This window comes from Stenotrophomonas sp. YJH_SMC_29 (assembly GCF_059371235.1).
This window is the reverse complement of record NZ_JCAFUK010000001.1, coordinates 340,593-358,524: the sequence shown is the minus strand read 5'-3', so window position 1 is coordinate 358,524 and position 17,932 is coordinate 340,593. Positions and strand designations below refer to the sequence as shown.

Annotated in this window: 30 protein-coding genes and 1 tRNA gene; 9 read left to right on the top strand and 22 right to left on the bottom strand. The window is 67.0% G+C overall.

What is annotated here, in order from left to right; all coding sequences use genetic code 11:
* Window positions 1-9: 9 nt before the first annotated feature.
* The 3 genes from AC5P9I_RS01765 to AC5P9I_RS01755 are packed head-to-tail and all read right to left on the bottom strand — an operon-like array spanning window position 10 to window position 2,139.
* Window positions 10-1,569: a PepSY-associated TM helix domain-containing protein gene (locus tag AC5P9I_RS01765; protein ID WP_049469459.1), complete on the bottom strand. Its 1,560-nt coding sequence runs from the start codon at window positions 1,567-1,569 to the stop codon at window positions 10-12.
* A gap of 10 nt (window positions 1,570-1,579) precedes the next feature.
* The gene (locus tag AC5P9I_RS01760; protein WP_049469462.1) at window positions 1,580-1,843 is read right to left on the bottom strand and encodes a hypothetical protein; all 264 of its coding nucleotides are present in this window, start codon (window positions 1,841-1,843) and stop codon (window positions 1,580-1,582) included.
* Window positions 1,843-2,139 carry a hypothetical protein gene (locus tag AC5P9I_RS01755; RefSeq protein ID WP_088475979.1) on the bottom strand — a complete coding sequence of 99 codons (297 nt, stop codon included), beginning with the start codon at window positions 2,137-2,139 and terminating at the stop codon, window positions 1,843-1,845. Before AC5P9I_RS01755 ends, AC5P9I_RS01760 begins: the two co-directional genes overlap by 1 nt.
* Window positions 2,140-2,567: 428 nt before the next feature.
* Between AC5P9I_RS01755 and thrS the strand changes: the two genes are divergently transcribed.
* The 9 genes from thrS (at window position 2,568) to AC5P9I_RS01710 (ending at window position 10,390) form a co-directional block, all read left to right on the top strand.
* Window positions 2,568-4,469 carry a threonine--tRNA ligase gene (gene thrS / locus AC5P9I_RS01750; RefSeq protein WP_049466967.1) on the top strand — a complete coding sequence of 634 codons (1,902 nt, stop codon included), beginning with the start codon at window positions 2,568-2,570 and terminating at the stop codon, window positions 4,467-4,469.
* 48 nt (window positions 4,470-4,517) lie between these two features.
* Complete coding sequence (gene infC, locus AC5P9I_RS01745; protein WP_005410437.1) at window positions 4,518-5,060, top strand: translation initiation factor IF-3; 543 nt, start codon at window positions 4,518-4,520, stop codon at window positions 5,058-5,060.
* A 265-nt stretch (window positions 5,061-5,325) separates the two neighbouring features.
* Window positions 5,326-5,523 carry a 50S ribosomal protein L35 gene (rpmI, locus tag AC5P9I_RS01740; RefSeq protein ID WP_005410436.1) on the top strand — a complete coding sequence of 66 codons (198 nt, stop codon included), beginning with the start codon at window positions 5,326-5,328 and terminating at the stop codon, window positions 5,521-5,523.
* An 11-nt stretch (window positions 5,524-5,534) separates the two neighbouring features.
* Window positions 5,535-5,894 (top strand): 50S ribosomal protein L20, encoded by a 360-nt coding sequence (gene rplT, locus AC5P9I_RS01735; RefSeq protein WP_005410435.1) that lies wholly within the window; start codon window positions 5,535-5,537, stop codon window positions 5,892-5,894.
* A gap of 193 nt (window positions 5,895-6,087) precedes the next feature.
* Window positions 6,088-7,083, top strand: coding sequence for a phenylalanine--tRNA ligase subunit alpha (locus tag AC5P9I_RS01730; RefSeq protein ID WP_049466965.1), 996 nt, complete (start codon window positions 6,088-6,090; stop codon window positions 7,081-7,083).
* A 101-nt stretch (window positions 7,084-7,184) separates the two neighbouring features.
* Window positions 7,185-9,581 (top strand): phenylalanine--tRNA ligase subunit beta, encoded by a 2,397-nt coding sequence (gene pheT, locus AC5P9I_RS01725; RefSeq protein WP_197585530.1) that lies wholly within the window; start codon window positions 7,185-7,187, stop codon window positions 9,579-9,581.
* Window positions 9,582-9,608: 27 nt separating this feature from the next.
* Window positions 9,609-9,908 (top strand): integration host factor subunit alpha, encoded by a 300-nt coding sequence (locus AC5P9I_RS01720; RefSeq protein WP_005410432.1) that lies wholly within the window; start codon window positions 9,609-9,611, stop codon window positions 9,906-9,908.
* Entirely contained in the window at window positions 9,889-10,245 is a 357-nt protein-coding gene (locus tag AC5P9I_RS01715) for a MerR family transcriptional regulator (protein ID WP_005410431.1), read from the top strand. The genes AC5P9I_RS01720 and AC5P9I_RS01715 overlap by 20 nt, the downstream gene beginning before the upstream one ends.
* Before the next feature lie 68 nt (window positions 10,246-10,313).
* Window positions 10,314-10,390 (top strand) — tRNA-Pro (locus AC5P9I_RS01710).
* An 82-nt stretch (window positions 10,391-10,472) separates the two neighbouring features.
* Here AC5P9I_RS01710 and AC5P9I_RS01705 read toward each other — a convergent pair.
* The 19 genes from AC5P9I_RS01705 to AC5P9I_RS01615 all read right to left on the bottom strand — a co-directional run bounded on the left by AC5P9I_RS01705 (window position 10,473) and on the right by AC5P9I_RS01615 (window position 17,866).
* Window positions 10,473-11,570, bottom strand: coding sequence for a tyrosine-type recombinase/integrase (locus AC5P9I_RS01705; RefSeq protein ID WP_235651355.1), 1,098 nt, complete (start codon window positions 11,568-11,570; stop codon window positions 10,473-10,475).
* 6 nt (window positions 11,571-11,576) lie between these two features.
* Window positions 11,577-11,777: a helix-turn-helix domain-containing protein gene (locus AC5P9I_RS01700; RefSeq protein ID WP_111172936.1), complete on the bottom strand. Its 201-nt coding sequence runs from the start codon at window positions 11,775-11,777 to the stop codon at window positions 11,577-11,579.
* A gap of 11 nt (window positions 11,778-11,788) precedes the next feature.
* Window positions 11,789-11,971 (bottom strand): hypothetical protein, encoded by a 183-nt coding sequence (locus AC5P9I_RS01695; RefSeq protein ID WP_235644479.1) that lies wholly within the window; start codon window positions 11,969-11,971, stop codon window positions 11,789-11,791.
* Window positions 11,964-12,248, bottom strand: a complete 285-nt coding sequence (locus AC5P9I_RS01690; protein ID WP_235644477.1) for a hypothetical protein — start codon at window positions 12,246-12,248, stop codon at window positions 11,964-11,966. Before AC5P9I_RS01690 ends, AC5P9I_RS01695 begins: the two co-directional genes overlap by 8 nt.
* Window positions 12,249-12,252: 4 nt before the next feature.
* Window positions 12,253-12,405 (bottom strand): hypothetical protein, encoded by a 153-nt coding sequence (locus AC5P9I_RS01685; protein ID WP_167796789.1) that lies wholly within the window; start codon window positions 12,403-12,405, stop codon window positions 12,253-12,255.
* Complete coding sequence (locus tag AC5P9I_RS01680; protein WP_235651356.1) at window positions 12,398-12,676, bottom strand: hypothetical protein; 279 nt, start codon at window positions 12,674-12,676, stop codon at window positions 12,398-12,400. The genes AC5P9I_RS01685 and AC5P9I_RS01680 overlap by 8 nt, the downstream gene beginning before the upstream one ends.
* The gene (locus AC5P9I_RS01675) at window positions 12,669-13,265 is read right to left on the bottom strand and encodes a hypothetical protein (RefSeq protein WP_235651357.1); all 597 of its coding nucleotides are present in this window, start codon (window positions 13,263-13,265) and stop codon (window positions 12,669-12,671) included. Before AC5P9I_RS01675 ends, AC5P9I_RS01680 begins: the two co-directional genes overlap by 8 nt.
* Window positions 13,262-13,552: a hypothetical protein gene (locus tag AC5P9I_RS01670; protein WP_165710893.1), complete on the bottom strand. Its 291-nt coding sequence runs from the start codon at window positions 13,550-13,552 to the stop codon at window positions 13,262-13,264. Before AC5P9I_RS01670 ends, AC5P9I_RS01675 begins: the two co-directional genes overlap by 4 nt.
* The gene (locus tag AC5P9I_RS01665) at window positions 13,549-13,947 is read right to left on the bottom strand and encodes a hypothetical protein (protein ID WP_235651358.1); all 399 of its coding nucleotides are present in this window, start codon (window positions 13,945-13,947) and stop codon (window positions 13,549-13,551) included. The genes AC5P9I_RS01670 and AC5P9I_RS01665 overlap by 4 nt, the downstream gene beginning before the upstream one ends.
* The gene (locus tag AC5P9I_RS01660; protein ID WP_032962321.1) at window positions 13,944-14,165 is read right to left on the bottom strand and encodes a hypothetical protein; all 222 of its coding nucleotides are present in this window, start codon (window positions 14,163-14,165) and stop codon (window positions 13,944-13,946) included. Before AC5P9I_RS01660 ends, AC5P9I_RS01665 begins: the two co-directional genes overlap by 4 nt.
* Window positions 14,162-14,377 carry a hypothetical protein gene (locus tag AC5P9I_RS01655; RefSeq protein WP_065197419.1) on the bottom strand — a complete coding sequence of 72 codons (216 nt, stop codon included), beginning with the start codon at window positions 14,375-14,377 and terminating at the stop codon, window positions 14,162-14,164. The genes AC5P9I_RS01660 and AC5P9I_RS01655 overlap by 4 nt, the downstream gene beginning before the upstream one ends.
* The gene (locus AC5P9I_RS01650; RefSeq protein ID WP_262093488.1) at window positions 14,374-14,991 is read right to left on the bottom strand and encodes a lambda exonuclease family protein; all 618 of its coding nucleotides are present in this window, start codon (window positions 14,989-14,991) and stop codon (window positions 14,374-14,376) included. Before AC5P9I_RS01650 ends, AC5P9I_RS01655 begins: the two co-directional genes overlap by 4 nt.
* 3 nt (window positions 14,992-14,994) lie before the next feature.
* Window positions 14,995-15,744: an ERF family protein gene (locus AC5P9I_RS01645; RefSeq protein ID WP_414608604.1), complete on the bottom strand. Its 750-nt coding sequence runs from the start codon at window positions 15,742-15,744 to the stop codon at window positions 14,995-14,997.
* Window positions 15,745-15,818: 74 nt separating this feature from the next.
* Window positions 15,819-16,346, bottom strand: a complete 528-nt coding sequence (locus tag AC5P9I_RS01640; RefSeq protein ID WP_495217409.1) for a hypothetical protein — start codon at window positions 16,344-16,346, stop codon at window positions 15,819-15,821.
* Between the two features lie 41 nt (window positions 16,347-16,387).
* A complete protein-coding gene (locus AC5P9I_RS01635; protein ID WP_414608602.1) occupies window positions 16,388-16,513 on the bottom strand; it encodes a hypothetical protein in 126 nt (41 codons plus the stop codon).
* Complete coding sequence (locus tag AC5P9I_RS01630) at window positions 16,513-16,743, bottom strand: hypothetical protein (RefSeq protein WP_414608601.1); 231 nt, start codon at window positions 16,741-16,743, stop codon at window positions 16,513-16,515. The genes AC5P9I_RS01635 and AC5P9I_RS01630 overlap by 1 nt, the downstream gene beginning before the upstream one ends.
* The gene (locus AC5P9I_RS01625) at window positions 16,733-17,029 is read right to left on the bottom strand and encodes a hypothetical protein (protein ID WP_414608600.1); all 297 of its coding nucleotides are present in this window, start codon (window positions 17,027-17,029) and stop codon (window positions 16,733-16,735) included. Before AC5P9I_RS01625 ends, AC5P9I_RS01630 begins: the two co-directional genes overlap by 11 nt.
* Before the next feature lie 109 nt (window positions 17,030-17,138).
* Window positions 17,139-17,405, bottom strand: coding sequence for a hypothetical protein (locus AC5P9I_RS01620; RefSeq protein ID WP_414608599.1), 267 nt, complete (start codon window positions 17,403-17,405; stop codon window positions 17,139-17,141).
* Window positions 17,402-17,866, bottom strand: coding sequence for a DnaJ-like cysteine-rich domain-containing protein (locus AC5P9I_RS01615; protein WP_414608598.1), 465 nt, complete (start codon window positions 17,864-17,866; stop codon window positions 17,402-17,404). Before AC5P9I_RS01615 ends, AC5P9I_RS01620 begins: the two co-directional genes overlap by 4 nt.
* Window positions 17,867-17,932 lie beyond the last annotated feature (66 nt).

The window sequence follows — 17,932 nt, the reverse complement described above, 5'->3', positions numbered from 1 at the left end:
GGCGAAAGCTTAGTTGGCCCAGACGCTGTTGGGGTCGCCGCTGCGGGCGCGCCGCTGGCTGGCCACGGCCAGGCGGGCGAAGCCGAAGGCCATCGCCAGCGCGATGGCATCGACCCAGAACAGGGGCCAGTGCCCCCGCGCGGCCGCGCGCCACAGCCAATCTCCATTGAGCGCGCCGTGCAGCACCGGCACCAGCGCGGTGCTGATCGCCGCGGCCCACAGCAGTTCGCGTGCGGCCTGCGCCGGGCGACGCAGCGCGGCCCACAGCGCACAGGCCGCCCAGCTGCCGAAGCAGGCCCAGCGGATGCCGTGGTCGACGGCCGACGGTGCCAGCCGCTCCAGCACCAGTGCGGTGACGAACGCGACCGAGATCGCCACGCACAGGCCGATGCAGACGCCGACCGTGGCCCGCGCCATGTTCACACCGGCACGCGGCTGGTGCGGCTGGCGACGCTTGCGCCGCGACTCGATCCACAGCAGGTTGCCGGAGTAGAACAGGAACGCACCGCCGAGGCCGAGCAGGAAGTACAGCCAGACCACCACGCCGTTGCCGAACTCACCGAAGTGCAGTGCATAGGCGGCACTGAGGGTGGCGTGGTTGGCATCGCGCTGGCCCGGCAGCTGGGAGGCCAGCAGGTCGCCGCTGGCCACATCCAACGCCACGGCGCCAAGCGGGCCGAGGGTGCCACTGGCCTCGCCGGTGATCTCGATGGTGGCGTTGGCGTCGCCGGCGTTGGCCAGCTTCAGGTAGGCCGGCTCGAAGTTGGCCACGCCCTGTGCGCGGGCGACTTCAAGTGCGCGCGCATGCAGCACGCGCAGGCTGCCCGGCGGCGCCGGAATGCCACTGGCCTCGCGCACCGGCGCGGTGTCCATCGCCGTCGGTACCGCCTGCAGTGCCTTGCCGTCGTAGATCAGCGGATTGAGCAGGGCCATCTGCACGAACACCAGGCAGAGCAGGGCGCCCGTGACCGCGAACATCAGGTGGAAGGGCAGGCTGAGCACGCCGATCACATTGTGCGCGTCCTGCCACAGCTGCTTCAGGTTGCGGCCCGGCCGCAGCGCGAACAGGTCGCCGAACAGCTTCGGCAGATGGATCACCAGCCCGCTCAGCAGCGCCATGCCATACAGCAGGCTGACGATACCCATCACGTAGACGCCGGCCACCGGCAGGCCGAGGCTGTAGTGCAGTTCGTTGACCAGTTCTGCCAGTCCGGTCTGCGGCGGGGCCGGGCTGCCGGCGATCTGGCCCGGCCAGGCATAGCGCCAGCTGCCGTCGTCGGCCTGCCAGTACGCCAGTGGCTGCGGGTGCTCGGCGCCGGGGAACGTCATGCCCACGTGGCGGCGCGCTTCCGGATGGGCCGCCAGCACGTCTTCCAGCAGGTACTGCGCGTCATCCAGTCCGGCCGGCAACGCCGTGGCTGCGCCCGGGGTCTGCCACAGCGGCAGGTCGTGATGGAACAGGGTCAGCGCACCTGCGTAGAAGGCCACGAACAGGCCGAAGCCGGCGACCAGGCCGACCCAGGTGTGCAGGGTGGTGAACGTGCGCAGGGTCTGCGAACTGAACTTCATGGCAGGGATCTCATTGCACCGCGCCGGTCAGGCGCAGCAGCGCGAGCACGGCGAAGCCAACGGCGGCGCTGCCGCCCAGCACCAGCCAGGCGCGCAGTGCGCTGCGGAAGCTGAACGCCCACAGGGCGGCCAGCATCCACAACGGGATGAAGGCAATCAGGGTCGGCACCAGCGCACGCTGCCACGGGCCCGGTGGCAGCCAGGCCAGCAGGCCGGTGACGGCGGCTGCGAGCAGGAAGCCGGCGATGATGCCGGCAAAGGCGCGCGGCCACATCAGGGTGACCCCGTGCCCGGGCGATGCCAGGCGGCCAGCGCCGGCAGCAGCATCGCGGCCAGCATCCAGGTGCACAGCATCGCCACCAGGCCCGCGGCTACGCCGAGCTCGGCCATCCACAACCACAATGCGGCCGCAGCGGCGACCACGCCGATCTGGCGGCCGAGCCGGCCGGCGCGGCGCAGGCGGGGCCAGCGGCAGTGCGGCGAGGCGGCATAGAAGGCCAGTGCCGAGAACATCGCCGCCAGCATGCCCAGGCTGCAGAAGCCCAGCGTGGAGAGGCCGACGGTGATCATCGCTGGCGGCCGCCGTGGCAGCGGGCCGGCGAACGCGGGGCACGGGCGGGGCCGGCGGGGGCCGGTCGGAGCGGGTGGCGCATCACGAGGTCCTGGGGAAAGCGGGCAGGCTGGCACGGGGCGGGCTGCGCGGACATGGTAATCATTGCGTTTTCACGCCGCCAGCACTCGCCATTCAGCGGACCGTACGGCAGCCCTTGGGCTTTCCCGTGCGCTGGTTTAAGATCACCGAAGAACCCTGACTGGAACAAGGTGGCCCGCGCCCAGCGCCGGCCGAGCGTGCGACATGAGCACTACCTCCGCCCACTGTTGACCTGCCCCCGAAGGCCCTGTGTTGCAGGCGCCCTCGCGGCGCTTTTTTATTGCCCGGGCAACGGCCCGGGAACGCTTTCCAGCCCGCCGCGCGGGCCCCGCACGAAGCCACTGCGATGATCAACATTACCCTTCCCGACGGCAGCCGCCGCGAGTTCGAAAACCCCGTCAGCGTCATGGACGTCGCCCAGTCGATCGGCGCCGGCCTGGCCAAGGCCACCATCGCCGGTTCGGTCGATGGCGTGCTGGTCGATGCCAGCGACGTCATCGATCACGATGCCAGCCTGCGCATCATCACCGCCAAGGACGAGGAGGGCGTGGAGATCATCCGCCACTCCTGCGCCCACCTGGTCGGCCATGCCGTCAAGCAGCTGTACCCGGATGTGAAGATGGTCATCGGCCCGGTGATCGCCGAAGGCTTCTACTACGACATCTACTCCGAGCGCCCGTTCACCCCGGACGACATGGCCGCGATCGAGAAGCGCATGGGTGAACTGATCGCCCAGGACTACGACGTCATCAAGAAGATGACCCCGCGCGCCGAAGTGATCGAGATCTTCAAGGCCCGTGGCGAGGACTACAAGCTGCGCCTGATCGAGGACATGTCCGATGACATCCAGGCGATGGGCATGTACTACCACCAGGAATACGTGGACATGTGCCGCGGCCCGCACGTGCCGAATACCCGCTTCCTGAAGGCCTTCAAGCTGACCCGCATTTCCGGTGCCTACTGGCGCGGCGATGCGCAGAACGAGCAGCTGCAGCGCATCTACGGCACTGCCTGGGCCGACAAGAAGCAGCTCGAGGCGTACATCAAGCGCATCGAGGAAGCCGAGATGCGCGACCACCGCCGCATCGGCAAGCAGCAGGACCTGTTCCACCTGCAGGAAGAGGCGCCGGGCCTGGTGTTCTGGCACCCGAAGGGCTGGGCACTGTGGCAGGTGGTCGAGCAGTACATGCGCAAGGTCTACCGCAGCAGCGGCTACGGCGAAGTGCGTTGCCCGCAGATCCTGGACGTGAGCCTGTGGAAGAAGTCCGGCCACTGGGACAACTACCAGGACAACATGTTCTTCACCGAGTCGGAGAAGCGCACCTACGCGGTCAAGCCGATGAACTGCCCTGGCCATGTGCAGGTGTTCAACCAGGGCCTGCACAGCTACCGCGACCTGCCGATCCGTTACGGCGAGTTCGGTTCCTGCCACCGCAACGAGCCGTCCGGCGCGCTGCACGGCATCCTGCGCGTGCGCGGCTTCACCCAGGACGACGGCCATGTGTTCTGCACCGAGAGCCAGATCGAGTCGGAAGTGACCGCGTTCCACCAGCAGGCGCTGGCGGTCTACAAGCACTTCGGCTTTGACGAGATCCAGATCAAGATCGCGCTGCGCCCGGAATCGCGCCTTGGCGATGACGCCACCTGGGACAAGGCCGAAGGCGCCCTGCGCTCGGCGCTGTCCAGCTGTGGCGTGGAATGGCAGGAGCTGCCGGGCGAGGGCGCCTTCTACGGCCCGAAGATCGAGTACCACCTGAAGGACGCCATCGGCCGCACCTGGCAGCTGGGCACCATGCAGGTCGACTTCATGATGCCGGGCCGCCTCGGCGCCGAGTACGTGGACGAGAACAGCCAGAAGAAGCATCCGGTCATGCTGCACCGCGCCATCGTCGGCTCGATGGAGCGCTTCCTGGGCATCCTGATCGAGCACCATGCCGGCCAGTTCCCGACCTGGCTGGCGCCGACCCAGGTGGTGGTGGCCAACATCACCGACGCCCAGGCCGATTACGTCTCGGGCGTGACCAAAACCCTTGCGGAGCAAGGCTTCCGCGTCAGCTCGGATTTGCGTAACGAGAAGATCGGCTATAAAATCCGCGAGCATACGTTGCAGCGCGTGCCCTACCTGCTGGTCATCGGTGACCGCGAGAAGGAGAATGGGGCTGTGGCGGTGCGTACGCGTTCTGGCGAAGACCTGGGCAGCATGAGCCTGCAGGCCTTCATCGAGCGGCTCCACGCCGAGGGCGCGTAAGCAAAGGTCCGGTCCGGGGGCACAGGCACCCGGGCCGGTTCGATACCCTTGGGAGAACGTAATATCAGCACCCCTGACAACAAACAGAACCGCAAGAATCAGGAAATCCGTGTGCCGCGCGTCCGCGTGATCGGCAGTGACGGAGAAATGATCGGCGTGTTGTCGCGCGACGAAGCGCTGTCCATGGCCGAAGATGAAGGCCTGGACCTGGTCGAGATCCAGCCGCAGGCCGATCCGCCGGTCTGCAAGATCATGGACTTCGGCAAGTTCAAGTTCGAAGCGCAGAAGAAGGCCAGCGAGGCCAAGAAGAAGACCAAGCAGGTCGAGATCAAGGAAGTGAAGTTCCGTCCGGTCACGGACGAGGGCGACTACCAGATCAAGCTGCGCAAGATGCGTGGGTTCCTCGAGGATGGTGACAAGATCAAGGTCAACATCCGCTTCCGTGGCCGCGAAATGAGCCACCAGGAACTGGGCCGTGAAATGGCCAACCGGATCGAGACCGATCTGGGCGAGGACATCGTCATTGAATCCCGTCCGCGCCTGGAAGGGCGTCAGATGGTCATGATGATCGCGCCGAAGAAGAAGACCTGAGGCCTGACGGGCCGCCTTCCGGGGCGCCTGGCTGAATGGTTCAGGGTAAGGGGGCGCCGCTGGCGTCCCTTTGCTTTTCCGGCAGGCCGCGGGTTGCCGGTGAAAGCGGGGCAGGGGCTGGCAGCAAGGCGGTTTTGCCTGTATCATGCCCGGCTCGACCCACCCAGGACGGGTCGTACGCCGATCATGGCAGGACGGAAAGAGCGGCCCAGGCCGCCGCCAGATCAGTCAGAAACCAGGGTCAAATCCCATCAAGGACATTGCAATGCCCAAGATCAAGACCAACCGGGCAGCGGCCAAGCGTTTCCGCAAGACCGCCTCGGGCAAGTACAAGTGCGGCCACGCCAACCGTAGCCACATCCTCACGAAGAAAGCGACCAAGCGTAAGCGTAATCTGCGTCAGACGGGCCATGTCCGTGCAGAAGACGCAGGCCGTCTGGACCGCATGCTCCCTTACCTCTGAGGAACTGAAAAATGGCACGAGTTAAGCGTGGCGTACAGGCGCGTCGCCGCCACAAGAAGATTCTGGATCTCGCCAAGGGCTATTACAACGCCCGTCGCAAGGTCTTCCGCGTTGCCAAGCAGGCGGTCATCAAGGCACAGCAGTACGCCTACATCGGCCGTAAGCAGAAGAAGCGCAACTTCCGTTCGCTGTGGATCACCCGCATCAATGCGGCTGCCCGCATCAACGGCCTGAGCTACAGCCGCTTCATGAACGGCCTGCTGAAGGCCGGCATCACCCTGGATCGCAAGGTCCTGGCTGACATCGCCGTGCACGACGCAGCCGGTTTTGCCGCGCTGGCCGAAAAGGCCAAGGGCGCGCTGGCGGCATAAGTCCTTCCCGATGCCGTAACCGTTCACTCGGAACGGTGTCAGGTCAAGGCAATGCATGGGGAAGGGCGCAAGTCCTTCCCCATTCTTTTCTGGGTCCCGGCGCGGCCACAGCGGCAGCGCGGGGACGGCGGTGGCGACAGGGGTCGGCCCTTCGCGCATCGCGATGGCAGATCGACTGGAGTTCCGGCCCCCCATGAGCGACATCCAATCCCTCACCACCCAGGCGCTGGCCGATGTGGCCGCCGCACAGAGCCCCGATGCGCTGGAACAGCTGCGCGTGGCCCTGCTTGGCAAGAGCGGCAGCATCACCTCGCAGCTCAAGCAGCTCGGCGCCCTGCCGGCCGACGAGCGCAAGGCCGCCGGTGAAGCGATCAACCAGGCCCGCGACGCGCTGACCCGCGCGCTGGGCGAGCGCAAGGCGCTGCTGGAAGACGCGGCCCTGGATGCGCGCCTGGCGGCCGAAGCCATCGACATCACCCTGCCGGGCCGCAACGGCGAGCGCGCCGGCCTGCACCCGATCACCCGCACCCTGGAGCGCATCACCGGCATCTTCGGCCGGCTGGGCTACGAGCTGTCGGAAGGGCCGGAGATCGAGGACGACTGGCACAACTTCGAGGCGCTGAACTTCCCGCCGCATCACCCGGCGCGCGCCATGCACGACACCTTCTACTTCGGCGACGGCCGCCTGCTGCGCACGCACACCTCGGGCGTGCAGGTGCGCTACATGGGTGACCACGCGCCGCCGCTGCGCATGATCGCCGCCGGCAAGGTGTACCGCAGCGACAGCGACCAGACCCACTCGCCAATGTTCCACCAGGTCGAAGGCCTGCTGGTGGACGAGCATTCGACCTTCGCCGACCTGAAGGGCACGCTGGCCGAGTTCGTGCGTGCCTTCTTCGAGCGCGATTTCGAGATGCGCTTCCGCCCCAGCTATTTCCCGTTCGTTGAACCGGGCGCGGAAGTGGACATCGCCTGGCAGCAGCCCGATGGCAGCACCCGCTGGCTGGAAGTGCTGGGCTGCGGCATGGTCCATCCGAACGTGCTGCGCAACGTTGGCATCGATCCGGAGCGCTACACCGGCTTCGCCTTCGGCATGGGCGTGGAGCGCTTTGCAATGCTGCGCTATGGCGTCAACGACCTGCGCGCGTTCTTCGAGAACGATGTGCGGTTCCTGAAACAGTTCGCGTAAGCGCAACCCTGTAGAGCCGGGCCATGCCCGGCTGCTCCTGAAACGACTGCTCCCAAATTCGCAGGCCCAGGCGCATGCGCCGGGCCCACCAGGATGACACCATGAAATTCTCCGAAAACTGGCTGCGCAGCCACGTCCCGACCCGCGCTTCGCGTGATGAGCTGAGTGCGGTGCTGACCGCCATCGGCCTGGAAGTGGAAGACGTGACCGCGCTGGGCGAAGGCCTCGATCACGTGGTCGTGGCACGCATCGTCGAGGCCGTGCGCCATCCGGAAGCCGACCGCCTGCAGGTGTGCAGGGTCGATGCCGGGCAGGGCGAGCTGCTGCAGATCGTCTGTGGTGCGCCGAACGCCCGCCCGGGCCTGGTCGCGCCACTGGCGATGGTCGGTGCGCAGATCGGCGAGTTGAAGATCAAGCCGGCCAAGCTGCGCGGCGTCGAGTCCAACGGCATGCTGTGCTCGGCCAAGGAACTGGGCCTGGACAACGATGCCTCCGGCCTGCTGGAGCTGCCCGATGACGCCCCGGTCGGCCAGGCCCTGGTCGCCTACCTCGGCCTGCCGGACGCCAGCATCGAGATCAAGCTGACCCCGAACCGCGCCGACTGCTTCAGCCTGCGCGGCATTGCCTACGATGTCGCCGCCGCTACCCGCAGTGAAGTGCTGGACTTCGCCGCCGATGCCATTCCGGCGGTCGGCAGCCGCGAGCTGAGCATCCAGCTCGACGCGGGCGCCGAGGCGCCGCGTTACCTGGGGCGCGTCATCGAAGGCGTCAACGCCGCGGCCAGGACCCCGTTGTGGATGGCCGAACGCCTGCGCCGCAGCGGCGTGCGCCCGGTCTCGCTGCTGGTCGACATCACCCAGTACGTGATGCTCGAACTCGGCCAGCCGATGCATGCCTACGACCTGGGCACCCTGCAGGGCAGCATCGCCGTGCGCCGTTCGCGCGCGGGCGAGAGCCTGAAGCTGCTCGATGGCCGCGATGCCGCGCTGGACGACAGCTTCCTGGTGGTCACCGACGCCGATCGTGCGGTTGGCCTGGCCGGCCTGATGGGCGGCTTCGACACGCGCGTCACCGACGCCACCACGGCCGTGTTCCTGGAAGCCGCGCACTTCGCCCCGGCCGCGATCATGGGCCGTGGACGCAAGCTCGGCCTGCACACCGACGCGGGTCACCGTTTCGAGCGTGGCGTCGATCCGGCACTGCCGCGCACCGCGATCGAGTACGCCACCCGCCTGGTGCTGGACCTGGCCGGGGGCATTCCGGCACCGGTCACCGAGGCGGTGCGCGAGGGCGATCTGCCGCAGCCGGCGACGATCCTGCTGCGCCGCGCGCGGATCACCCGCGTGCTCGGCATCACCATCGAGGATGCCGAAGTCGAACGCATCCTGCGCGCGCTGGGCATGGACGTGGTCGCCAGCGCCGACGGCTGGCAGGTCACCGCGCCGAGCCGTCGCTTCGATATCGCCATCGAAGAGGACCTGATCGAGGAACTGGCCCGCATCCACGGTTACGAGCAGATCCCGACCACGCTGCCGGGCGGTGCCTCGCGCGTGGCGATGCCCAGTGAAACCCAGCTGGACGCGTTGAGCGTGCGCCGCCAGCTGATCGCCCGTGACCAGCAGGAGACCGTCAATTTCGCCTTCGTCGACGACGCCCTGCTGGCCCAGTGGCAGCTGCGCGACGGCCTGGTGCCGCTGGCCAACCCGCTGTCGGCCGAACTGGCGGTGATGCGCCCGTCGCTGCTGCCGGGCCTGGTCGCCACGCTGGGCCGCAATGTAGCGCGGCAGCTCGGTCGCGTGCGCCTGTTCGAGATCGGCCGGGTGTTCGCCCAGCAGGCTGGCGGGGCGTCGACTGGCGAAAGCCGGCCGGCACCGCTGGAAACCCTGCGCGTGGCCGCTGCGGTCTGCGGCGAGGCGCAGGCGGTGCAGTGGGGCCTGCCGACCCGCAAGGTCGATTTCCATGACCTGAAGGGCGACCTGGAATCGCTGGCGGCCGCCAGTGGCGCGCAGCTGGAGTTCCGTCCGTCGGACCGTGCCTACGGCCATCCGGCGCGTTCGGCCGAGGTGTTCCGCGAGGGCGTGGCGATCGGCTGGATCGGCCAGATCCACCCGCGTCTGGCCAAGGCGATGGACATCGAGGCCGATGTCTATGCCTTCGAGCTCGACCTGGAGCCGCTGGCTGCGCGTCGCCTGCCGCGTGCCGGCGAGCTGTCGCGCTTCCCGGCGGTGCGCCGCGACCTGGCGTTCCTGGTGCCTGAACAGGTGGCGTGGACGGACCTGGCGGCCACCGTCCGCCAGGCCGCCGGCCCGCTGCTGCGCGACCTCAACCTGTTCGACCGTTACGTCGGCCAGGGCGTCGAGCCGGGATTCAAGAGTCTCGCTATGGGCTTGATTTTGCAGGACAAGTCGCGCACTCTGACGGACCGCGACGTGGATGCGGTGGTGGCCGAGGCGGTCACTGCCATCGAGCGTGAACACCACGCCCGGATCCGCGGCTGAGCGGGCAGCACTCGGGGGTAGCAGGCAATGGCATTGACCAAGGCGGAGATGGCGGAAAAGCTGTTCGACGAAGTCGGTCTGAACAAGCGAGAAGCCAAGGAATTCGTCGACGCGTTTTTCGATGTGCTGCGTGAAGCATTGGAACAGGGACGTCAGGTGAAGCTGTCGGGCTTCGGTAATTTCGATCTGCGGCGCAAGAACCAGCGCCCGGGTCGCAACCCCAAGACCGGTGAGGAAATTCCGATTTCCGCCCGTACGGTGGTCACCTTCCGTCCGGGCCAGAAGCTCAAGGAGAGGGTGGAAGCTTATGCTGGATCCGGGCAGTAACCGCGAACTACCGCCGATCCCGGCCAAGCGCTACTTCACCATTGGTGAGGTCAGCGAGCTGTGCGACGTCAAGCCGCACGTCCTGCGCTACTGGGAGACCGAGTTTCCCAGCCTTGAGCCGGCCAAGCGCCGAGGCAACCGCCGCTACTACCAGCGCCATGACGTGCTGATGGTGCGGCAGATCCGCAGCCTGCTGTACGAACAGGGCTACACCATCGGTGGTGCCCGCCTGCGCCTGGACGGCCCCGATGCCCGCGAGGAATCGGCGCTGAGCAACCAGATCATCAAGCAGGTGCGCATGGAGCTGGAAGAAGTGCTGCAGTTGCTGCGCCGCTGATCCTATTTTCCTCGTAATCCGCTATACTTCACGGCCCGCCGCACTGGCGGGCACATCGCAGCATCAGTCGGGGCGTAGCGCAGCCTGGTAGCGCATCTGCCTGGGGGGCAGAGGGTCGTCGGTTCGAATCCGGCCGTCCCGACCAAAAGCAGCGATAGAACAAGGGCTTGCGCCATACGGTGCAGGCCCTTTTTCGTTGTGGTCACTACGCGTCCACTATTCCACCACTATCGCGGCAGCGCGATACCCGTGGTAACCGGCTGCCACGGCGCTTCGTGACCACCCAGGTAATGCTCGGTCATCGATGCGTTTCCGTGTCCCATGAGCGCCTGAATCTGCTCTGTGGTCCAGCCAGCATCGCGCAGCAGTGCGCCGCCCAGGCTGCGGATCTCGTGGAAGGTTGGCGGGGCATCCCCCGTGATGCCGGCGGCATCGCGCGCGGCGGCGAAAGCGCGTGACAGCTGCTCGGGCAGCACCTGCGTGTGGTGCTTGCGTGTCTTGGCGCGCTTGTCGCTGGGCCTGGCCTTCTCTGGCAGCCGGTGAATCACGAACGGCGAAGCCACGTCATCCTTGCACCGCTTGAGCAGGTCCGCCAGCGGGCCGGCAGTGGCGATCTGTAGCCGAACGTTCGTCGAGCCCTCGGTTTTCGAAGGCACCACCCACAGGTGGCCGTCGCGCACGTCGGCGAACTTCACCGTCACCACGTCCTCGCGGCGCAGCAGCGTCACCAACGACAGGTCCATCGCGTTGCGCAGCCACGGCGCGGCCTGGTCCCATATGGCCCGGTACACGTCCAAGGTCAGGCGCACGCGCTTCCGCTCGTGCTGGAACCGGCGAGTCGCCAGCGCGGGGTTGGTATCTATCCAGCCTTCCTCCACGGCGCAGGCCAGGATCCAGCCCAGCACCAGCCGGAACTGCTGCCGCGCACGGTCGGATTCGGTCACCTCGCGGATGAAGGTGGCGCACACCTTCACCGTCACCTCGGCTACCGGCTTCGAGCCCAGCCCAGCCTCGATGCGGCGGATCACGCTTTCGTAGACCTCGGCCGTCTTCGGCGCCCATTTCCTGCCGGGCACGTCATCGCGGCGGAACACAACGATCGCATCGGCAACCGTCTCGCCGGGCGTCAGCACCTTCGATACCAGGTCGTTGCTGGGCATCAGCATGGCGTTGAGCTTCTTGGCCGCGGCGAAGGCCTTGGCCTTGTCCTTGCCCATCGAATGCTCTTTGCGCGTGATCGGGTGCCGGTACTTGAAACCGTCCCGGTGGGCATACAGGTTCTGCGGCCAGTCACGGCGGCCGGGCTTGCGGACACGTCCCATCATGGCAGGTTAAGCCGCACCGGCCAGGACGCGCGCGATCAGGTCGTCACCGCCGGCCAGCCACTCGTGTTCGTCGATGTACCAGGCGCCGCCGACCTTGCGGCCGGGCAGCTTGCCCTCGCGCATCAGCCGCTGCAGTACCTGCATGGATGGGCGGCTGCCTTCCTCGAAGTAGCGGTCCAGCCACCGCTCGGGGGTCATCAGTTGCATGCTGGTCTCCTTCAGTTCGCGGCCAGCGCAGCGCGCAGCTGCTCGGTGGCCTGGTAGATCTGGCCGCGCAGGCGCAGGACCTCTGCGCGAAGGCGGATCACTTCATCGGCCGCGACCACCAGCTGCTCGCGCAGCACGTCCTTGGCCGGCTGCTTCATGCGGCGTGGTTCGCGGGGGAAGAGCTGGTCATTCACTGTGGATTACCTCCCCGGTTCGGCTGCGCCATTCATCACAGACGCTGTGCGGCTTGGTCAGGAAGTTCCCGAAGCTGCATCGGTCGACGATCGGATTCAGCAGCGCGTCCTTGCGCATCGGGACTTTGATCGTCTTAACCTTGCCGCGGCGGTTCTTCACCTGTCGCAGCTCGTGCAAGGTGTGCGGCTCACGGCGGAAGTACACGCAGGTCATGCAGCGCGGCGGGTCAGCGTCGAAGTTTTGCCGCGCCTTTGCACCGTGGGCCACCAGCGTCATTGCCTTAGCCATGAGCGCACCTCCGCCAGCACCAGCGCAGCCCTGCGCGCGCGGCGCGGCATGCGCGGCTGATCGCCCACAGGGTGGCGATGCCGGCCGCAAACCCGGCCAGTGCGAACACATGGACCATTGCAGCGGTGAGCAGCTGGTCAGCCATGGGGGACCGCCTTCTCCGCCTTCTCGACGGCTTCGATGATCGGCGTTACCAGGCGCACGAACGTCACCCACGGATGCGGGTCGGACGTTGACGCGACGGCGCAGTCTCGTGCGTGCTGGAACTGGAAGTGTGCGTAGTTGGTCAGCTGGGCACGGGCGCACTCGCGGCAACGGATGTAGTCGCCGTCCATGTTCCAGCGCCCGGCAAACTCGCAGAGCGCTGCGTTCGCTTCGTGTAGGTCGCCACTGGCGATGTACTTGGGATCAGCCATTGCCCACCGCCTGGCTGTCGAGGAGGGCAACGATCTTTCCGGCGATCCGGTCTGCTTCGCCCGAACCATCGTCATGTCGGTGGTCTTCCGGATCCGCGACTTCCAGGTCGAACTCGCTGCGCAGCAATTCGGCAACCTTGGTGCGGAACTGCCCCAGGTCCACTGCCTGCGCGGGTGGGGCGGTGTAGAGCGGGATGCGCCACTTCGCGTTTCGCTGGCTCATGATCCCGTCGCCAGATACCCGGACCGCATTCAGTTGGGCTTCGCTGGTGTACGCCACCGGCTCCCCCACCGGCTGGCGGGCGGCGACTATCAGCTTGCAGTGAACGCAGATGTGGCCGTCCGGGTGCACCTCGAACGTAGTGTGGCGGCACTCGGCGCAGCGCTCAGGCGCATCCTGACCACCCGGGGAGGGCTGGGCGGAGAGGGCGGCACGTGCGTAGTCCCGCATTTGCTCGGCGGTGTAGGCGTAGGTTTCGCCATAGAGGTTCGTGAACCGCTGCATCTTCGGCAACGGCGGCAGTCCATCCCCCAGCCTCACCCTCCCACCGGGCTGCACGTCCGCCAGGGTCTTGTCGTTGGTATTCATGCAACCTCCTGCAGTTGGGAGGCCTGTTCGGCCTCGATCAGGGCATAGCCGATGGCTTCGACGCGTTCGCGCAGCTGGCGGCGTGCGATCAGCAGCTGCAGCGCGATGTGCCGGCGGTGGTCGTTGAGCTGGAACGTCCGCGTCTCGATGTGCAGCTTTCCGGCCAGGTCACGGCGGAACAGGCGGTAGGTGAGGACGTGGCCGCCCAGCACCTTGTCGATGGAGCGGCCCCAGGCGAAGCCCTCGGTGCGCTTCGGCAGCCGGCGGTCGTAGCGGTGGTGGGTCATACGGCCTCCGGCTCGGCAGGCTTCGGCATCCATCGGGTCGGCCGCAGATCGTCCTCCAACCAGCCCCACGCCTCGCAGTACCACTCTTTGAAGTCCTCGGGCAGGCAACATTCTTCAATGTCGCTCTCGGACATGACCATGTCGGGCGTTGCAATCATTGCGATGAAGACGCCCTGATCTGGACGCCACACCAGCACCTCCTGCCCCTTCGGCGCCGACTCAATGGGCTGCCACTGCGGCGTCAGTGCGATCATCAGGGTCTCAATGAGCGCCTGATCTTCGAGATCCAAGTCCCCGCCGCACCCAACGTGATAGGCGTACTCCGGCTGGCCGATCTTCCGAGCGCACTCTGCCAGCATTTCTCGCGCTCGCTGTTCGATTGATTCCTTGCTCATGCGTGGCTCCGAAGCGGCACGCGGCGCACTGGCCCGTGCCACAGGTTGGTGAGGTTGTTCAGGCGGACCTGCAGCGGATCGCGGCGCAGGGGGCGCAGCGGGTCGTGCAGGCGGCGCTCGGTGTTCCGGCAGGGCGCGCACGCAGCGGTGGCCTTGCCGTTGATGAGGGGGAAGAACCGCAGCGGCAGCCGAGCCGCGCACTTCGTGCAGGTCTTCATGCCGGCGGATCTCCGCGCAGGCCTTCCCAGGTGAGCGGGAACGGGCCACGCTTCAGCCTGGCGGCGGCCATCTTCTTGGACAGGCCCAGCGCTTCGGCCACTTCCATGGTCGTGACGCGCTTCCCCTCGATCACGTGGTCGAACTGGCGGGCGCGGTTGTTGCCGCCGCGCTTCGTGCCGACGTGGGGATAGTCGTAGTTGAGGCCCCTCATGCCGCCACCTTCAGGCCGAAGGCCTGGCGCGCTGCGTGGTACTCGCGCAGGAAGCGGTCGAGGTGGCCCTGCAGCTTCTCGGTGAAGCCGTCGCGGTACACGCGCACGATCAGGGCGTCGTAGCCGGGGCAGTAGGACATGAAATCCCACCACTCGCGCTCGGTGATGATCAGGCTGCCGTGCACCTGGGGTTTGTGTTCGTCCGGCACACCGCCGGCGCGCAGCCACTTCACGTGGGTGGGGCCGTCCGGGCATTTGATTTCCAGCCCGCCGTCCAGCTGGATCAAGCTGTCCGGGCTGCAGCCGAGCGTGCCGGCGTCGTTGAGGATGAACCCGACCTGCTGCGGCACCACCTCGCGCTCGAAGGCGTACAGCTCGCGCGCGTCGTCCTCGAGGAATTCCCCGCGCTCGGTGTGCCGGTTGCCGGTGAAGGACTGGCCGGCGTCCGGGCGCACAACCTCGTCGATCAGCTGGTTGATGTAGGTGTCAGCGGCAGCCGCATACTCGCCCTTCTTGGGGGTGATGATGCTGCCGAACTCGCTGGCGGTCGGCACGCCGCGGCGGGCGGCGTACCATTCCGGCGATCGCTGTTCGAAGGTCAGGATCTGCGCCATGGGTCAGTCCTTCGGCTTGGTCGCAGCGGCGGCGCGGTTGAATGCCTCGCGCACTTCCGGCGGCAGGTTGGCCGGCTTGCCGCCGTAGGCCTGCAGCACCTCGGCCTTTCGCTTCGTGTAGTCCTGGTGGGTCTTCAGGCCGTCCGCCACCTGCACCCATTCCTGGGCAATCTCGCGCGCGATGCGCTGCTGCTCGTTCTCGCCGGCGGCGTTGCCGTCGTCGTCGTCGCCGATCGTCAGGTTGAAGATCATCATCACCAGGTAGCGCCGGCCGTAGCTGATGGCCGAGCCGCGCCCGTGCGTGGTGGTCTTGTTCTTCTCGCCCTTGATACCGACGTTGTCGATCGGGGCATCGTAGGTGTAGGTCTTCGAGTACCCGCCGTCGTGCATCACGTCGCAGACGATCCCCACGTGGTCGGCCAGTTCCGAGCGGTCGGTGCCGAACGACAGGGAAAAGCCGTGGCGGGTGTAGATCGGGGTGATCAGCCGGTTGATATCCTCGAGCAGCGCATACCGGCTGTTGGTCTGCTTGTTCTTGCCGCGCTTCTGAATCGCGGGCATTTCCTTTTGGCAGGCCTTCATGGCGTCGGCGTAGGCGCGAGCCGCATCACGGTCCTGCATTTCCTTGTGCATTTCCCACATGCGTTCCAGGCGCTCGACACCCTGATCGGGGAGCAGCAGCGCCTGCTGCAGCGCCGCGGCAAGGCCGGTGCCCTGCTGCTCGCTGGCTTCGATGGTGGTGATCTGGTTCATGTTGATTTTTCCGGGCATGAATGGAGGTGCCGGGGTCCGGCGAAGGCCCGCCATTGCGGCGGGCCGGTGTTCGGTTACGCGGCCAGGTCTTCCTGCTGCGGCTTGCTGCCCTTGGCCTGCTTGGTCGGCGGGATCAGGGTGATCTGCACGTCTTCCTGGATCAGCGCGCACAGGGCGCCGGCCTGCTCGGTGGTCGGGTGGAACAAGGCGCTGACGCCGACCTGCACGCTGCCGCCGTCCAGAGCCTCGAAGCGGAAGCGCTTCAGGGTGACCTCCGACAGCACCATCGGTTCGGACAGGCCAAGGCCGGTGCCGATGACCAGCTGATAGCCCGGGTATTCCTCGTCCCACGACAACGCACCGAGGCGGGGGAACTTCACGGCGGTGAGGCCGTCGCTGCCCTCGATCAGATCCTGGTGCTCGCCCTGGCTGGGCTTGCGGTACAGCGTCTTGCGCAGGTCCTTGTTGAAGAAGTCCAGCACCGCGCTACCGGTGGTGGCCAGCAGCTTCAGGTCGCCGGCCATCTTGTTTTCGTCGCCGTGCTTCTCGGCGCGGGGGTTGTAGTTGACGACCTTGGCGGTCGCGTCGATCAGTTCGAACATCGGTGGTGCCTCTCAGGAAGGCCGGCCGCGCCGGCGGGAAGTCAGGACCAGGACCACGACAGCGGCCAGCACATGGCGGCTGCGAGCAAGGCGGTGATGGCGTAGCAGGCGAGGCAGGCGGCGAAGTCGCGCCAGCTGCGGCAGCCGAGGAAGGTCAGGAAGCGCATCAGCGGCTCCTACGCGCGTGGCGATTCGCGTCGATCACCATCGAAGCAGCGGCGCTGCGGCTCGCTCCGATCAGCTTGCGCCGCGCTTCTGCATTCGCTTGCGCCGCCGCAAGCCCTTCAGCGGTACGAAGCCGCAGGTCTGCCTGTCGGGCTTCGGATTCCTCCAAGCCCCACGCCAGCATCTGCTCGGCGGTCATTTCCCGATAGTTCGGCCAGGCATTACTGCTCATCGCTACTTTCCTCCACGCACAGGCCGTCCACGGCCTCGCGCTCGTTGTGTGGGTAGATGGGTTCGCACGCGGCCAGAGCTGCGCTCAGGCGCTCGTCGGCGGCGATCTGGTCGGCCAGGTCGCGGGCTGCGAGGGATGCGTGGGCGGCGGTGCGAAGCGCGGCGAAAATGCCGACCACTTCGTGACCAGCCGCAATCAGGTCGCGGCGCGGGTCATCCGCTGGCAATTCCCGTGCGGCGAACGAGATAAGGGTGTAAAGCACCACCTCGGCGTCGGCCCGGCTCACGACAGCACCGCCTGCGCCAGCACCGCGGCCAGCACGCCCAGGCACAGCGCCAGGAAGTGGGTCACGCAGGTAGCCAGCACGCTGCGGCGGTACTCGCGTTCTGCGGCGGTCATGCGGCACCAGCCTTTGCGCGCGACGCTTCCTGCTTCTGGTAGAAGATCGCCCAGGCCAGTGCCTCAGTGCGCTTCTTTGCTGCCTTCGTGTAGATCTGGATCGATCGACCAGCTGCATGCTCAGGGTTGGCTGCTGCGGGGTCGGCGTGGATCTCGCTGATCGCTGCTGCCAGTGCCGCCGACGGGTAGACGTCTGCCAGCTTCACGGCGTCCCAGCCGAACACGCCTCGGTCCAGGGATGGAGGAATCTGCAGGGCGCTCACGCCGCCACCTGCTGCAGTGCGCGGGCCATCTCGTTGGCGCACATCTGCGCCCGGGCCAGCATGTCGACCGCAGCCAGACCGCTGCAGGGGCGCATGGCGCGCATCCGGTAAAGGTTGTAGGAGTGCCGACGGTCAGCTGCCCGGCGCTCGCTCATCGCCCAGCCGAAGCGGCCCTTGCGGTACTTCGCCACCAGCAGCAGCGGGTCGATCAGGCCGTCGGCAATCTCGCCTTCGCCGCCGCAGCGGCCGCAGGCCACGCCGTACTCGCACTGCGGATCGCCGCTGGCGCTGTCGTTGCGGACGTGTTCGCCGGTGCCGTCACAGTCCGGGCAGGTGATGAAGTCGTTGGCCGGGTGCAGCGGAAGGCCCCGTTCCTCGCGGGACAGCTCGCAGCAGCGCTGGTGGTCGCGGACGGTGGCATAGCCAAGCCGGGTGGTGCTGCGTGGCAGGTTCTCGAACATTTCGGACCCCGTTTCAGATGGCCCGGATGGGCCGACGGGGAACAGTAAATCATCGGTTACTAGCGA

Coding starts and splice junctions, on each gene's coding strand:
- AC5P9I_RS01630 (WP_414608601.1), bottom strand. CDS start 16,743: ATGAGCAGTAATGCCTGGCCGAACTATCGGGAAATGACCGCCGAGCAG.
- AC5P9I_RS01675 (WP_235651357.1), bottom strand. CDS start 13,265: ATGAATACCAACGACAAGACCCTGGCGGACGTGCAGCCCGGTGGGAGG.
- AC5P9I_RS01665 (WP_235651358.1), bottom strand. CDS start 13,947: ATGAGCAAGGAATCAATCGAACAGCGAGCGCGAGAAATGCTGGCAGAG.
- AC5P9I_RS01645 (WP_414608604.1), bottom strand. CDS start 15,744: ATGAACCAGATCACCACCATCGAAGCCAGCGAGCAGCAGGGCACCGGC.
- AC5P9I_RS01685 (WP_167796789.1), bottom strand. CDS start 12,405: ATGGCTGACCAGCTGCTCACCGCTGCAATGGTCCATGTGTTCGCACTG.
- AC5P9I_RS01715 (WP_005410431.1), top strand. CDS start 9,889: ATGCTGGATCCGGGCAGTAACCGCGAACTACCGCCGATCCCGGCCAAG.
- AC5P9I_RS01690 (WP_235644477.1), bottom strand. CDS start 12,248: ATGACGCTGGTGGCCCACGGTGCAAAGGCGCGGCAAAACTTCGACGCT.
- AC5P9I_RS01615 (WP_414608598.1), bottom strand. CDS start 17,866: ATGTTCGAGAACCTGCCACGCAGCACCACCCGGCTTGGCTATGCCACC.
- AC5P9I_RS01680 (WP_235651356.1), bottom strand. CDS start 12,676: ATGGCTGATCCCAAGTACATCGCCAGTGGCGACCTACACGAAGCGAAC.
- AC5P9I_RS01655 (WP_065197419.1), bottom strand. CDS start 14,377: ATGAGGGGCCTCAACTACGACTATCCCCACGTCGGCACGAAGCGCGGC.
- AC5P9I_RS01670 (WP_165710893.1), bottom strand. CDS start 13,552: ATGACCCACCACCGCTACGACCGCCGGCTGCCGAAGCGCACCGAGGGC.
- AC5P9I_RS01705 (WP_235651355.1), bottom strand. CDS start 11,570: ATGATGGGACGTGTCCGCAAGCCCGGCCGCCGTGACTGGCCGCAGAAC.
- AC5P9I_RS01640 (WP_495217409.1), bottom strand. CDS start 16,346: ATGTTCGAACTGATCGACGCGACCGCCAAGGTCGTCAACTACAACCCC.
- AC5P9I_RS01635 (WP_414608602.1), bottom strand. CDS start 16,513: ATGCGCTTCCTGACCTTCCTCGGCTGCCGCAGCTGGCGCGACTTCGCC.
- pheT (WP_197585530.1), top strand. CDS start 7,185: ATGAAATTCTCCGAAAACTGGCTGCGCAGCCACGTCCCGACCCGCGCT.
- AC5P9I_RS01730 (WP_049466965.1), top strand. CDS start 6,088: ATGAGCGACATCCAATCCCTCACCACCCAGGCGCTGGCCGATGTGGCC.
- thrS (WP_049466967.1), top strand. CDS start 2,568: ATGATCAACATTACCCTTCCCGACGGCAGCCGCCGCGAGTTCGAAAAC.
- AC5P9I_RS01720 (WP_005410432.1), top strand. CDS start 9,609: ATGGCATTGACCAAGGCGGAGATGGCGGAAAAGCTGTTCGACGAAGTC.
- AC5P9I_RS01765 (WP_049469459.1), bottom strand. CDS start 1,569: ATGAAGTTCAGTTCGCAGACCCTGCGCACGTTCACCACCCTGCACACC.
- AC5P9I_RS01660 (WP_032962321.1), bottom strand. CDS start 14,165: ATGAAGACCTGCACGAAGTGCGCGGCTCGGCTGCCGCTGCGGTTCTTC.
- AC5P9I_RS01760 (WP_049469462.1), bottom strand. CDS start 1,843: ATGTGGCCGCGCGCCTTTGCCGGCATCATCGCCGGCTTCCTGCTCGCA.
- AC5P9I_RS01755 (WP_088475979.1), bottom strand. CDS start 2,139: ATGATCACCGTCGGCCTCTCCACGCTGGGCTTCTGCAGCCTGGGCATG.
- rpmI (WP_005410436.1), top strand. CDS start 5,326: ATGCCCAAGATCAAGACCAACCGGGCAGCGGCCAAGCGTTTCCGCAAG.
- AC5P9I_RS01650 (WP_262093488.1), bottom strand. CDS start 14,991: ATGGCGCAGATCCTGACCTTCGAACAGCGATCGCCGGAATGGTACGCC.
- AC5P9I_RS01700 (WP_111172936.1), bottom strand. CDS start 11,777: ATGCAACTGATGACCCCCGAGCGGTGGCTGGACCGCTACTTCGAGGAA.
- rplT (WP_005410435.1), top strand. CDS start 5,535: ATGGCACGAGTTAAGCGTGGCGTACAGGCGCGTCGCCGCCACAAGAAG.